This window comes from Marinomonas sp. 5E14-1 (assembly GCF_039939215.1).
GTDB lineage: Bacteria > Pseudomonadota > Gammaproteobacteria > Pseudomonadales > Marinomonadaceae > Marinomonas.
The window spans coordinates 19,141-33,508 of sequence record NZ_JBDXMW010000006.1 but is presented as its reverse complement, the minus strand read 5'-3'; the positions used below and the strand labels follow the sequence as shown (position 1 = coordinate 33,508).

Below are 14,368 nucleotides of genomic sequence, written 5' to 3'. Positions count from 1 at the left end.
AATTCCCGTGAAGAAAAATGGGAAACTTTATTGATGAATAATGGCACACAGTCTAGCGTTTGCGTTGCATAGCATCAAGGCTTGATCGTATCTGTGAGAATGGAAGAATCGGATATCAAAAGGTGATAAAATGCTTCTTATTACTCAGAAGTGTCGCTAGAGCAATAAGAAGCACTTTATGGAGAGATTATGCCAGAGTAAACACTTGTGTTTTATTAGCGAGTTGATCAGATAGGTTTTGAATTTGCTTTGTCTTATCGGCCAATATATCGATTGAGTCAGTGTCTTGATTCAATTGTCGTGCAATTTCTTCCATTTCTGAACTCATTTGTATTGCTGTGCTGGCGACGTCCTGAATGGCATTAGCCATTTCATCGGTAGACTGTGAACCTGTCATTGCACTGGATTCGATTTCTCGCATAGCTTCTTCTGCATGTCCACCATTTGCACTGATTACTTTTAAGTTGGCTTGCCCGCCTTGCATTGTCGAGATTGCTGTTTGAGTCGAACTTTGGATAGTGTTGACGATTTCGGTGATTTTGGATGTTGCATCGACTGTTTTTTCAGCTAAGGCGCGAACTTCGTCGGCGACCACTGAAAAGCCTCGTCCAGCTTCTCCTGCTCGTGCTGCTTCAATGGCAGCGTTTAAGGCTAGTAGGTTGGTCTGGTTTGCCAAATCGTTGATCATACCAATAACGTCATCAATGTCTTTTGATAATTTACCTAGTTCATTTAGCTGACCGCTGGTGGTATTTACGACATTAACTGTGTCGCTAATACTATTGAGTACTGCTTTTATCGTCTCCGCACCAGATTTAGCAGACTGGTATGTGTTGTTAGATTGGAGACGAAGAGAATCTGTTGTACTGGATAATTCGGTCAGTCGATTGGATATGTTGTCAGTAGCGCTAGCCAATGAATGAGTACGTTGGTTCACTAGATGGTTGCTGCTGGCTATGTTGTTAATCGTATTATTCAAATCAACCGACATTGTGCCAACGCTATCAGTGGTGGAAACTACATCATGTAAAACCCCGCCTAACCCTGTCGTCATTTCATTAAGCGATTGACTTAATTGATCAAATTCATCGTTACGTTTGTTGTTAACTTGCGCTTTGGCTGTCATATTGCCTTGTTTCACTTTGTTCAAGTCTGTAATGATGCTTTGCAGAGTCTTGTTTACACTACGTCCAATAGTGGTCATTAAAAGTGTTGCGATGAGGATGACGGCTGCGCTCACGCTGAGGAGCATGATATTTGCTTTTTGGGCGCTGCTTTCAGTACTTAATTCGGCCTTCGATATGACACTTTCAATAAGCAGACTAGATTGTAGTTGGTTTTCATTGAAGCGTTTTCTTTGCAATTCAAATTCAGTTTCGACTTGATTGAGTCTTTTAAACTCTTCCCCGTATTGAATAAGAGCATCACGATATGCATAGGCTTTTACCCCATGAGTATCCTCGAATCCGAAGTTTAGTACACGATTTTCGTAACGGGAAAAACTGCTAGAGAGCTCTTCAAAGATCTCATCTGTTGGATCGGCTAAGTATCCTGCTTCTGCTTTACGAACATTAGTGAATTCTCTGTTTAATAGACTAAGATGATTTATGTCTTCACTGATCTCTATGCCCATATTATTTATTTTTCCACGTAGGCCGGAAGCTGAGTCAAACCCCATGAGATGACGTTCTTCAATAAGAGCGAGCAGTGCTTCACTGTAGTCGTTGATCGTGATGAGACTATCTTCTAATGTTTGTTTTAGTTCTAAATTTTTAGCTTTTTCGATGTTTTCATGAATGATAATGCCATTCTTTTCTATCTGTTGGTTTGTTGCATTGACGTAATCAGAATAACTGTCTTCTGAAATAGATCTCAAACCATCGGAGATTTCTAACATTTGAATATTTAAACGATCGTTAGATGATTGAATTTTGGAAAGCGTTCTAAGTTCCTGATTAGCGCTTCTTTCTTCTGATAGACTTTGCATCGCAACAAAAGTGACGGTGATAAAGCCTATGATGGCGATAAAAAGTAAAAGTAGTAGTTTCGCTTTAAAGGATAGATTTGCCAACATACGAGGTTCCCTTTTAATATCGACGAACTATGCACATAAATATGCATATGACAAAGAGAGCTAAGCAAGCATTACGCCAGTAATGGAGCACGTTAGATCGAGCGTTTTACAAGGGAAGAGGTTGGTCCATTGTCGTTGGGTGTATGGTTTTAGTGCGTGAAGTGGTGTTGATTTATGTAAATGCCCTATCTTGGGTAGGGCGTTTTATTGTGGTGTTAATGAGTTCCACTCAGTGGATTGGATACCTCAAAGAGCCGATAGACTAATTGACCTGCTGTTTTTTCTTTTTGTAATGTCCAGTTGTTCGGTAAAGAAGGAATCGCGGTTTCTTTTTCCATTTCGATGTAGACCAGAGCGCGTTCTGCTAACCAGCCTTTTTCTAGTAGAGGAATGATTTGCGCCAACCAACCTTTGCGAAAAGGCGGATCTAAGAAGATGATGTCTAATGGCTGAGGCGTGGCTGTTTCTAGAAACGCTGCTGCATTTTGTGTGATGACTTCGGCATTGGTCGCGCCTAATGTGGCGAGGTTAGCCGTCATTTGTTGAGAAACGACACGAGAGTTATCAACAAAGGTAAGATGCTTGGCGCCGCGGGATAAGGCTTCTAGACCTAATGCGCCAGAGCCACAAAAAAAGTCGCCGCATGTCGCACCGGGAACGAAATGATTAATCCAATTGAAGAGGGTTTCGCGCACTCTGTCTGGTGTGGGCCTTAAGCCTTCAATATTAGGAATAGGCAACTGACGTGAGCGCCATTCACCGGCAATTATTCGGAGTTTAGAAGCCTTAGCTTTGCTGCTTTTGGAAGCTTGCTGTGGTGTTTTCTTTCTCATTGGTAAACCTGAATCTCTTGGTAAGTCGATGCCTTTAATAAACCTGTTAAGGCGTTCTGGTAATCGGTTTGGGTAAAAGTGTCGATGGCTTTTTTATAGGAGTTTACAAATTCTTCCAAGGTTAATTGCCCGTCTAAATGGATGACTTGGGTCGCCATATAGCTCCACCATGTTGGAGACTGAGTTTGTATTTCCAATTGTGTTTTAAAACTATCAAACAGTCTGTTAAAAGTGGCTTGGTTTTGAGCTGATGGGATGTTGTGTTGTGTTAGGAAGCTTTTCGCATCGAGCATTTTTGTGTTTAGGTTCTCGGCGTCTTGAGTTAGCGCAGCGGAATATTGAATGTTCCAACGAGCCCAAGGGTGTTTTGGCGATAAGGTAAAGGCAAGCTGTACAAAATCCATATTGGTTTGTTTATTCAATGTTGAGACTAAATCTGCGCCCCATATTTGTAAGCTGATCCATTCTTTGACCGATGCAATAGGCTCCAAAGCAACAGCGCTTTGAGTTTGCCATAGATAATTTGATGCTGACTTTTTGTTAAATTCAACTGTGTGAGAGGCAGGCTCATATTCTTCTATTGACGTTGATTCCACAGCGAGTTGATCGTTTTCGCTGACATTATTAAGAACCTCTTCAATAGCGGCTTTTGCTTCTGTATTTAAGTTGCCGATCACGTAAATGGCAGACGCATTTGAGTGTATTGTTTTGTAATACTGGCTGACTTGCTCCAATGTGACGGCTACCACATCGGTGTTATTTTCCTGCTTGTCCTGATCCTGAAACAGTCTTTCTTCTGCTTTGTATGGCTCCGTTTCTGTGTGGCGTCGTTGCCAATTATCTAATGTGCGATGCTTAAATGCAGGTTCTGCCAACCAGTTGTCCACTAATGATAGCGTGCGCATGAGATAAGTTGTTTGGCTGCTGAGCGTTAAACCAATGACCTGACTTTCATAGTCATAATGGCTACTGGCTTGCGCGGCTAAAGGCGCTAACCTTTGGTTTATGGATGCCGTGCTAAGTGGCAAGGAATCACTCATTAGCATGGCAAGTGTTGTTTGGGCCAGATTGGCGTCTGTTGGTGCTGATTGAGAAACTGGCGTTCGGAAGGTAAAGCGAATTTCAACTTTGTCACCACCTTCCCAACTGTTTTGCTCAAGCCAAATAATGGGAATACCGGAATCCGTTTCGGATGTTTCTATATTCGGCGTCGGGAGTTTGCTGCTTGGCGCAGTGAGTTGTAGCACCCAAACGGCTAATGTACAGAAAACCATAATGATGGCTAAAACAGGTCGACTGAACAGAGGTTTACTATTATCGGGCATAAAGCACCTTAAGGTGTGTGTTATATGTCGTTTTGCGTGAAACTAGACCTGTTTGCTAGCTAGAATGATGGTAAAATACTCATTTTTACGCGCCCAATCTTGTGGCGTTGCTTCTAATCATAGCATTTCACTGGTGTTTACTGCATCAGTCAAAATAAAGAGACAAATTTAATGGAAATTGTTAATCAAATTATTGCTTTTTTTACGCCTTATCTTGGTGAGGAATACGCTCGTTATGTACCAATTGCGATTGGTACAAGTTTAGCGATCGTTGCTTTTGTTATTCGTCGTCGTTTTGTGAATAAGATGAATGCAGAAATTAAAGCAGCGAAAAGAAAAGACCAAGCTGCTCAAGATGCGCCAGTAAGCGAACCTATTGATAAGCCTTCTGTTGTTGAAGCAGACATTGTGACCGGAAAAGCACCGATTGCAGAAAGTGATTTAGTGGAAGAGTTGGCCGTTTCTGAAAAAGAATTAACGGCAGAAACGCCTGAAGTTGAGCAAGCACCAATTGCTACGAAAGATGTGACAGAAGCGATCGTAGAAGAACCTGTTGTTGCTGAAGAGCCAGAAGTTGCTGAACCTGTAGAAGAAGTCGAAGCTGAAACGGTGGAAGACGAAGCGCCTCAAGCAGAAGAAGTGAAAGAAGAGCCAAAAACTCCGACGCTTTCTTGGGCGCAAAGAATTAAAGCCGGTTTGTCTCGTACTCGCGGCGGATTAGGCAACGGTTTATCGTCTGTGATTTTGGGCAGCAAAAAAGTTGATGATGACCTGTTAGAAGAGCTTGAAACTCAGCTTCTGATGGCGGATGTGGGCATTGATGCTACTCAGGCGTTGGTGAATGGGCTGACGGATAAGTTGAATCGTAAAGAGTTGAAAGACTCAGATACGTTACTGACAACGCTTAAATCTGATATGGCCGATATTCTGAGCAACTCACAGAAAACTCTTGAGCCTGTGAGTAAAGAAGGTCCTTTCGTTATTTTAATGGTTGGCGTGAATGGTGTTGGGAAAACAACCACAATCGGTAAGTTGGCTAAAAAATATCAGGCAGAAGGCAAAAGTGTTATGTTGGCGGCGGGCGATACATTCCGTGCCGCAGCGGTTGAGCAGCTTCAGGTTTGGGGTGAACGTAATAATGTTCCTGTTGTCGCACAACATACAGGTGCAGATTCTGCGTCTGTTATTTATGATGCGCTTGAATCCGCTAAAGCCAAAGGTGTTGATGTTGTTATTGCTGACACAGCGGGTCGTTTGCAAAACAAAGAAAACTTAATGAATGAGTTGTCGAAAGTCGTTCGAGTAATGAAAAAGCTTGATGAAAACGCACCCCATGAAGTCATGCTTGTGCTTGATGCCGGCACTGGTCAAAACGCGATTAGCCAAGCTAAGCTTTTCTCTGAAGCCGTTGGCGTAAGTGGTATTACTTTGACGAAATTGGATGGCACAGCAAAAGGCGGGATTATCTTTGCGATTGCCAAACAGTTCGGTTTGCCTATACGTTATATTGGCGTGGGTGAGCAGGCGGATGATTTACGTCCTTTCGTTGCGCAAGAGTTCGTAGACGCATTGTTTGAAAGTGAATAAAATTTTGAGCGATTCGCCTTATAAACTGGCGTTTCTTATTTTAATTTAAGGATAGTGGATCAAGGTGGAAATCGAATTTCAGCGAGTGGGTAAAAAGTACGAGAGCGGGCAGGAAGCATTGTCGCAGGTGAGTTTTCATTTGCGCCAAGGTGAAATGGCGTTTCTTACTGGGCATTCTGGTGCAGGTAAAAGTACCTTAATGAAACTCATGATGATGATTGAGCGCCAGACATCAGGGCAAATTCTTGTCGATGGTGTTGATCTGCGAACGTTAAGTCGACGGGCGATTCCTCAGCACAGACGTCGAGTGGGTGTGGTGTTTCAAAATCACCAGCTTTTATTTGATAGGAGTGTTTTCCATAATGTTGCTTTGCCTTTGCAGGTGAGCGGCGCAGATCCACAACAAATTGCGAAGCGTGTGCGTGCTGCATTGGACAAAGTCGGATTGTTGGATAAGGAAAAATATAATCCGATGGCATTGTCTGGTGGTGAGCAGCAGCGTGTCGGTATTGCTCGAGCAGTCGTCAATAAGCCGCAACTTCTATTGGCCGATGAGCCTACAGGTAACTTAGATCCTAAATTATCCGCTGAAATCATGAATCTTTTTCAAGAGTTTAACCGAGTGGGTGTGACAGTGTTGATTGCCAGTCACGATTTGGCTTTGGTTGCTCGCATGCGTCATCGAGTGCTTACTCTTAATCAAGGACGAATGGTTAACGATGGAGGGTTTGGCTAAATGGCACAGAAACCCAATCAGCGTGGCGCTACAAGAGAATCGATAAAGGCGACAAAGCATCATTGGCCTGCTCGCTCTTCATTCAATCTTGGTAAGTATCTAAGACAGCATCAAACGACATTGACTGAAAGCTTCATGCGTTTGGTGTCTTATCCTTTGTCTAGTGTGATGACGGTGATGGTGATTGCCATTGCTTTGTCTTTGCCTAGTGGTTTGTATGTTTTGTTGAAAAACGTGCAATCGGTGACAGATCAATGGGAGCAGCAGTCAGTCATTACTTTGTATTTGTTCCCTGGTTTAGAAGACACTCAGGCGCTTGCTTTGTCTCATCGTATTTCTGCACAAGCGGACGTGGCATCGGTGGAATATATTTCTAAGGAGGAGGGGTTAAGATATTTCGAGCAATCCAGTGGCTACGAACAGATCTTATCTTCTTTACCAGAGAACCCTTTGCCGATTGTGTTACGAGTTATCCCTCGCGAAATGGTGGATGTGACGACTTTGCCGAACTTACAGGTATTACGTGATCAATTGGCTAGTCAACAAGAAGTGGAATACGCAGAATTAGATGCACAATGGTTACAGCGTCTTGCCAATATATTGAGTTTTGGACAGCGTTTTTCTTATGCGTTGTCTGTTTTATTGGTGGTGGCAGTGTTTTTAATTGTCGGTAATACGATTCGAATGGCGGTAGAAAGTCGTCGCGATGAAGTTTTGGTTATGAAATTAGTCGGTGCGACAGATGGTTATATTCGTCGCCCATTTTTATACATGGGATTTTGGTTTGGTGCCTTAGGCGGGCTCTTTGCCAGCCTATGTGTTCTCTTGCTCAGCTGGTGGATTAGTGCGCCTGCAGAGCGTTTGATAGATTCCTACCAAAGTGGCTTTGAGTTGCAGTCTTTTAATGCAGATGAGATTGTTTTGTGTTTAACTATTAGTGCTTTTGTTGGCGTGATTGGCTCTTGGATTGCAGTGAATCGTCATATAGCAAATATTGAATTGCAGTGATCATAAAAGGCTAATATCAGTCATTAGATAATAGCCATGGTTTATTCACATTTATGTCACACATGGAAAGCACTTACTTGGTAATATTTTTCTCATACTCAGTATGAGCAATTAAAAAGGTGGAAATAGAGATGGCTAAAACTCTCCAACCTACGGACATGATGATTCCAGGTCAAAACCTTGAGTCCTACATACAGGCCGTTAGTAGAATTCCGATTTTATCCGCTGATGAAGAAAAAGCATTGGCTGAGCGTCTTTACTATCAAGAAGACCTCGAAGCAGCACGTACATTGGTAATGTCGCATTTGAGATTTGTTGTTCATATCGCGAAAAGTTATTCCGGATATGGTTTAGCACAAGGCGACTTAATCCAAGAAGGCAATGTTGGCCTAATGAAGGCTGTTAAGCGCTTTAACCCTGAAGTGGGCGTGCGCCTTGTTTCTTTTGCTGTGCATTGGATTAAAGCAGAGATTCATGAGTTCATTCTGAAAAACTGGCGCATCGTAAAAGTTGCGACAACCAAAGCTCAACGTAAAATGTTTTTCAACCTACGTAGCGCGAAGAAGAGCTTGTCTTGGTTCAGTAATTCTGAAGTTGAGTCTGTTGCGAGTGATTTGGGCGTAACGCCTGAGGTGGTTCGTCAGATGGAAGGGCGCTTAAGTTCTTCTGATATGGCTTTTGATGCTTCTGCTGATGACGACGATGAAAGCGCATTTCAGGCGCCGTCTCAGTATTTAGAAGATCATAGATACGACCCAGCAACTTTGCTTGAAAATGGTGACTGGACAGAAGATTCTAACCAGCGCCTTGAAGTTGCAATGGCTGATTTGGACGAACGTAGCCGTAATATCCTAGTGCAACGTTGGTTGTCAGACGGCAAATCAACTTTGCATGATTTGGCCGATGAATATGGTGTTTCAGCTGAGCGAATTCGTCAGCTCGAAAAAAACGCTATGAAAAAAATACGTGTTGCAATGGGGGAAGGTCAGTTCGATTGATCTTTCTTTCTTGAGATAAAAAAAGCCTTCTTTGTGATCACCATAAAGAAGGCTTTTTTGTTTTTAGAATGTGTGTTGTGAGGTTCGCTTTTTGGCGTAGAAGAGAGTGCTCACTGACTTCTTAATTGGTTGCCAGGCACAAAGCGCCAGGTCCGAATAATCTCGAGCTTATCTACTTCCTTTTTGAGTTCGCTTGGAAAGGCTTGGAAAGGTTCTGCCAATCGAACAATGCGCATAGCTGCGTCATCTAATACTCTTTTTCCTGATGAATGTAAGATTTCAATATCATCAATGTAGCCGTTTGGAAGTAGGCTGACGGCCAAACGTAATTCCCCGTATAAATGATTTCGCTTGGCTTCTTCTGGGTAATGAATGTTGCCTATTCGTTCAATTCTGCGTCGCCAGTCATCTAGATACTGAGCATCGACTGCCGCTTTTGCTGAAACAGAGGTCAAACGGCGAATACGTGGGCGCTTAGCATAAGATTGGCGTTGCTGGTCGAGTAGCGCTTCTAAGGTTGCTATGTCAGTAGAAAGATGACTAGGGAGTTGAGTCTCACCACGAAACCTTTCTTCTAAGGTTTTTACTTCTTGTTCAGACTCATCAAGTACTTCAAAAATCGCTTCTTGGTTGCTTGTAGCAAGTACTCTAGGCTCATCAATGGGTTCAGCTGAGGCCAGTTGTGGTTGAATCGGTGGTGATATTTCTTGAATAGTATCTGATAAAAAACGGGAGTTTTCTGTAGTTGTCAGCTTTTGTTTGCGTAACTCTGTACCGCTGGCTTGTTGGTTAGCTTGGGCGATAAAGTCTGCATCAACAGGTGCCTTTGTTGTGTGTTGAACTAAAGTGATTTCCAAGGTTTTAGGTTTGGGCGATGGAAGTGTGAAGTCAAAGCCAACAATCATCACCATTAGCACATGAAGGCTAATGGCAATGAAAAGCGTGATGGAAAATTTATCGAGTGTTCGCATCATTTAATATTACTGAAGGCGTGCTTCGATTGCCTCAATTAATGTCATGGCGATGTCTAAACCGAATTGGTCGTTTAGCTCTCTCACACAAGTAGGGCTCGTAACATTTATTTCAGTGAGGTAATCGCCAATAACGTCTAAGCCAACAAACATTAGCCCTTTCTCTTTCAAAGAAGGAATAACTTGTTCGCAAATCCAACGATCTCTGTCGCTCAGTGGTCGGCCTTCGCCTCGTCCGCCTGCTGCCAAATTACCACGAGTTTCTCCTGAAGCTGGAATACGTGCCAACGCGAAAGGAACTGGCTCACCATTGACGATTAAGATGCGCTTATCGCCTTGCTTTATTTCAGGGATAAATTTCTGCGCCATGATTTGTTCTGCACCCATGTTGGTTAGGGTTTCGATAATCACACTGACGTTTGAATCGTCTGATTTGAGGCGAAAAATAGCGGTTCCACCCATGCCATCTAAAGGTTTAAAAATCACATCGCCGTGTTCTTTATGAAAGGACTTTAGTAAGTCTGCACGGCGTGTCACTAACACTGGTGGGCAACATTGAGGGAACTGGGTTGCAAAGAGTTTCTCGTTGCAGTCGCGAAGGCTTTTGGGGTCATTCACAACCAATGCGCCATCTCTTTCTGCTTGCTCAAGAATCATGGTGCTGTAAACAAACTCACTGTCGAACGGTGGATCTTTGCGCATTAAAATGACATCAAGGTCGCCAAGCGGTATTTTTGTTTCTTCGCCTAGATCATAAAAGTGTGATGAGTCTTTGTAGACATTGAGAGGGCGAGTCATGGCGAATGCTTTTCCCTCTTCTATGAATAAATCTTTTTGCTCCATATAAATGAGCTGCCAGCCTTTTTCAGCAGCGGCCCAAAGCATGGCGAGTGAGGTGTCTTTTTTGTAGTTTATGGATGAAATAGGATCCATAACAATGCCGAGTTTGATAGTCATAGGGTGATTCCTAAAACGAAGTAATACCTTCGTATTTTGAAAATATATTAATAAGTATTGATGCTATAGAAATATGGGGACGCTGAGAAGAAAAAAACACCATTGTTTTGCAGATAGTTGCTTTTATAGATGGTGCATGGAGAGATAAAAAAGCTAGATGAGTGAATGGCTTTCACTCATCTAGCTTTTTGGTTCTAACAAATAAATTCTAATAAAATTTACCAGCTACTGCTGTTTTCATTGGCCTCAAGGAAAAGTTCGTTTTCTAAACTTTCTTGGTCTGTTTTCGTTGTTGTGTCAGTAGTGGTTGGCGACGCAGCACTAGGCTCATTTTGAATTGTCGAGTTTTCGGTCTCTACTAGTTCTTCAACCACACTGTTTTTTACCGTGAGAGAGCCTTTCTTATCAAACTCGTCATTAAAGCCGAGCAATGATGGACGGTAGATACGAAGAGCTCTCATTAGCTCACCTTTGGCGTTGAATAAGCGAAACTCAGAAAATAATTCATCGTAGTCAACATTTACGTAGTCTTGGCGTGCTTCAAATAGTTCATTTTCACTGTCTAAAACATCCAATAAGGAGCGGCGACCTAAACGAAATTGTTTTTCGTAAGCGACTTGTGATTCTTTAGTCGAAATAACATATTGTCGAATGTGTTCTTTCTGCTTTGTAGTTGCTTCATAAGCTGCCCAAGCCAATCGAACGGTTAACTCTGTGTCACGAATCGTGTTTCGACGAATCTCTGTAGCTTGGATGTTTTGCTGTACAGCCGCTTCTTGTTTGCGTTTGGATGAGCCTCCACTGTAAAGGTTGTAATTAAGTCGAACCATGGCGAGTAGGTCTTCACTAGGGCCTTCGTCACCGTCTATATTGTTGTCCCAAGTCCGTTCTAAAACGAAATTAATTGTTGGGTATTTCTCGGCATCAGTTATAGCTTGCAGGCTTTCTGTTGCAAGAACATCCCAGTAAGCGCCCTCAATTGCTGGATTTTTTTTAAGCGCTTCGCTGATCGCAGAGTTAAGGTCTTGTGGTAATAGTGCGCGATCTGGAATTGGATAAATCATCTCTTCAGGAGGCAGTTCTCCAACGATGCTTTTATAACTACTTTCAGCGTCTTTAAGGTTATTAATTGCCGCTAAATTATTAGCGTACGCTTTCGAAAGGCGTGCAGAGATCTGGCTAAAGTCAGATTGACGACCAATGCCAGTGTCGCTTTTTAATTTAATCTGCTCATGAATGCGCTGATGGGCTTTTAAATTTAGGTCGGCAAGCGCAAGAAGTTCTCGGTGGCGTAAGACATCTGCAAACACCTGAGCCACTTCCAGCGCTGTGTTTTCAACAGAAATAAGAGCGTTCCAACGGTCAGCTTCGGCTTCACTGCTGAGTCGTTTTAATTCGTTGCGAGTGGAGAATCCATTAAAAATAGGCTGGTTTAATGCCAGTGTTAATTCTCGTCGAGTTAGGTCTACATCGTCTGATGAGGAGTCATCTGCGTAAGTTGTTTCATGTCCGATACCAGCAGACAGATCTACGCTTGGGTAGTAGCCTGTGCGGCGCGCCACTTCTGCGTCTTCTTTCAGCTCACGATATTGTGCAATAGCTTGTCTGACTTCAGGGCTATTTTCTATAGCGATGTAAGCTGCTTCTTCAAGCGTAATGGCATGAGCAGTCGAAGATAGTAAAGCAATACTGAGATAACAGGTTGAAATCAGAGCAAGTCGGTAAAACATAAAGCCATCGTTCCTTTAATAAATGTATCTGCCCAAATTTTAAAATCATTTAAACCATGAATATGTTGTAGTTATGTGAGTTAGCAGCTTTTTTATATTTTATCTAGATTGCTTTAAATATCCCCCCAAAGTGTGTTTATTACACTCAAAGCAACAATTGGTGCGGTTTCTGTTCTTAAAACTCTTGGTCCTAAAGTAATAGCTTTAAATCCTTTATTTTCAGACAGTTGAACCTCGTTTTCAGTTAGGCCTCCTTCTGGTCCAATAAGTAAACAGACTTGTTTATTTTCTGGGCATTGGAGCTGATTTATCGGTTTTGCACTGTGGTGATGCAGAGTTAGCTTTAACATTTCGTTACAATTGTCTAGCCAATCCGCAAGATTTATAGGGGGATAGACAATAGGAACCATACCTCTACCACATTGCTCTGCCGCACTGATTGCTACTTGTTGCCAATGTTGTTGGCGCTTTTCTGCTCGGTTGTCTTGTAGCTTTACTTCGCATCGTTCACTGAATAAAGGTTGGATTGCATAAACGCCAGCTTCTACTGATTTTTGAATGGCGTAATCCATTCGCTCACCACGAGAGAGAGTTTGACCTATGGTGACTTGAATAGGGGATTCGTTGTGCAGTGGCTCGAAATGAGAAATAGCCAGGCTAGCTGAACGTTTTTCTACGTCGCATAAAGTGGCATGATATTGACCACCTTTGCCATTAAATACACGAACCGGGTGATCTGATTTGAGGCGAAGGACTTTGCAAACATGCTGAAAGGTCGAATCAGGTAAATTGATTTTAGTATTCTCGTTGAGGTCTGTATCAATAAAAATTCGTGGAATACGCATGCCTTGTCCTAAGTTTGAGAAGATAGAAATAAAAAAGCCCTCTGCGACGCTTTAACATCACAGAGGGCTTTATAACGGAAAAAAGAAAACTTATAAACCAGCGGCTTTACGTAAAGCGTCGGCTTTGTCGGTTTTTTCCCAAGTAAAGTTCTCACCTTTGCGACCAAAGTGGCCGTAGGCAGCGGTTGGTAAGTAAATAGGACGTTTTAGATCCAACATTTCAATTAAGCCTGCTGGTCGTAATTCGAAATGTTCACGAACCAATTGCGAAATGACAGCGTCGCTTACTTGGCCTGTGCCAAACGTATTGATACTAATTGACGTTGGTTCAGCCACACCGATCGCGTAGGAAATTTGGATTTCACATTTGTCCGCTAAACCCGCTGCGACAATGTTCTTGGCTACATAACGCCCAGCGTAAGCCGCAGAACGGTCAACCTTTGATGGATCTTTGCCCGAGAAAGCGCCGCCACCGTGACGGGCCATACCGCCATATGTATCTACTATGATTTTACGGCCTGTTAAACCACAGTCTCCAACAGGGCCACCAATGATGAACTGCCCTGTTGGGTTGATGAAGTATTTGGTCTCTTTTGATAGCCACTCAGCCGGTAGAACAGGCTTGATGATTTCTTCCATCACGGCTTCACGTAGGTCGGCTTGTTTTACCGATGCGCTGTGCTGAGTGGATAGAACCACAGCATCAATTGCACATGGTTTGCCGTTTTCATCATAGCGGAAAGTAATTTGACTTTTGGCGTCTGGACGAAGGAAATCAAGCGCGCCATTTTTACGCACTTCTGCTTGGCGTTGCACAAGACGGTGAGCGTAAGTGATAGGTGCAGGCATTAATACGTCGGTTTCATTAGTCGCAAAACCAAACATCAAACCTTGGTCGCCAGCGCCGAGTTCTTTTTCGTTAGCTTCATCAACACCCACTGCGATGTCAGCAGATTGTTTGCCGATGGCATTCATTACCGCGCAAGACTCCCAATCGAATCCCATGTCTGAACTGTTGTAGCCTATTTCACGAATAACACCGCGCGCGATTTCTTCAATATCGACCCAAGCATTTGTACGAACTTCGCCCGCAACCAATACCATGCCGGTTTTCACTAGGGTTTCGCAGGCAACGCGTGCCTCTTTGTCTTCTGCAAGAATGGCATCAAGAATAGCGTCAGAGACTTGGTCTGCGATTTTGTCTGGATGACCTTCTGAAACGGATTCAGAAGTAAATAAAGAATATTCTGACATGATGAGTCTTCCTCTTTAGCTGAGTTGGTTGCTAAACAGGCATAAAAAAA

The 14,368-nt window shown here is 42.9% G+C and carries 12 protein-coding genes; 4 read left to right on the top strand and 8 right to left on the bottom strand.

The window, feature by feature from the left end; genetic code table 11:
* Positions 1-187: 187 nt before the first annotated feature.
* From ABFY09_RS06910 to ABFY09_RS06900, 3 genes are all read right to left on the bottom strand, one after another.
* A complete protein-coding gene (locus tag ABFY09_RS06910; RefSeq protein ID WP_347983569.1) occupies positions 188-2,074 on the bottom strand; it encodes a methyl-accepting chemotaxis protein in 1,887 nt (628 codons plus the stop codon).
* A gap of 215 nt (positions 2,075-2,289) precedes the next feature.
* On the bottom strand, positions 2,290-2,907 hold the full coding sequence (gene rsmD, locus ABFY09_RS06905; protein ID WP_347983568.1) for a 16S rRNA (guanine(966)-N(2))-methyltransferase RsmD: 618 nt from the start codon (positions 2,905-2,907) through the stop codon (positions 2,290-2,292).
* A complete protein-coding gene (locus ABFY09_RS06900) occupies positions 2,904-4,232 on the bottom strand; it encodes an insulinase family protein (RefSeq protein ID WP_347983567.1) in 1,329 nt (442 codons plus the stop codon). Before ABFY09_RS06900 ends, rsmD begins: the two co-directional genes overlap by 4 nt.
* Positions 4,233-4,403: 171 nt before the next feature.
* Here ABFY09_RS06900 and ftsY point away from each other — a divergent pair, with 171 nt between their 5' ends.
* The 4 genes from ftsY (at position 4,404) to rpoH (ending at position 8,561) form a co-directional block, all read left to right on the top strand.
* Positions 4,404-5,819: a signal recognition particle-docking protein FtsY gene (gene ftsY / locus ABFY09_RS06895; protein ID WP_347983566.1), complete on the top strand. Its 1,416-nt coding sequence runs from the start codon at positions 4,404-4,406 to the stop codon at positions 5,817-5,819.
* Positions 5,820-5,883: 64 nt separating this feature from the next.
* A complete protein-coding gene (gene ftsE / locus ABFY09_RS06890; RefSeq protein WP_347983565.1) occupies positions 5,884-6,555 on the top strand; it encodes a cell division ATP-binding protein FtsE in 672 nt (223 codons plus the stop codon).
* Positions 6,556-7,563 (top strand): permease-like cell division protein FtsX, encoded by a 1,008-nt coding sequence (ftsX, locus tag ABFY09_RS06885; protein WP_347983564.1) that lies wholly within the window; start codon positions 6,556-6,558, stop codon positions 7,561-7,563.
* A 131-nt stretch (positions 7,564-7,694) separates the two neighbouring features.
* Positions 7,695-8,561 (top strand): RNA polymerase sigma factor RpoH, encoded by an 867-nt coding sequence (rpoH, locus tag ABFY09_RS06880; protein WP_347983563.1) that lies wholly within the window; start codon positions 7,695-7,697, stop codon positions 8,559-8,561.
* Between the two features lie 110 nt (positions 8,562-8,671).
* On the opposite strand, the gene ABFY09_RS06875 is transcribed toward rpoH, so the two are convergent.
* The 5 genes from ABFY09_RS06875 to metK form a co-directional block, all read right to left on the bottom strand.
* Positions 8,672-9,535: an energy transducer TonB gene (locus tag ABFY09_RS06875; protein ID WP_347983562.1), complete on the bottom strand. Its 864-nt coding sequence runs from the start codon at positions 9,533-9,535 to the stop codon at positions 8,672-8,674.
* Positions 9,536-9,541: 6 nt separating this feature from the next.
* Positions 9,542-10,489, bottom strand: coding sequence for a glutathione synthase (gene gshB, locus ABFY09_RS06870; RefSeq protein ID WP_347983561.1), 948 nt, complete (start codon positions 10,487-10,489; stop codon positions 9,542-9,544).
* A 218-nt stretch (positions 10,490-10,707) separates the two neighbouring features.
* Positions 10,708-12,219 (bottom strand): TolC family outer membrane protein, encoded by a 1,512-nt coding sequence (locus ABFY09_RS06865; protein WP_347983560.1) that lies wholly within the window; start codon positions 12,217-12,219, stop codon positions 10,708-10,710.
* A gap of 113 nt (positions 12,220-12,332) precedes the next feature.
* Positions 12,333-13,064, bottom strand: a complete 732-nt coding sequence (locus tag ABFY09_RS06860) for a 16S rRNA (uracil(1498)-N(3))-methyltransferase (RefSeq protein WP_347983559.1) — start codon at positions 13,062-13,064, stop codon at positions 12,333-12,335.
* Positions 13,065-13,154: 90 nt separating this feature from the next.
* Positions 13,155-14,318, bottom strand: a complete 1,164-nt coding sequence (gene metK, locus ABFY09_RS06855) for a methionine adenosyltransferase (RefSeq protein ID WP_347983558.1) — start codon at positions 14,316-14,318, stop codon at positions 13,155-13,157.
* Positions 14,319-14,368 lie beyond the last annotated feature (50 nt).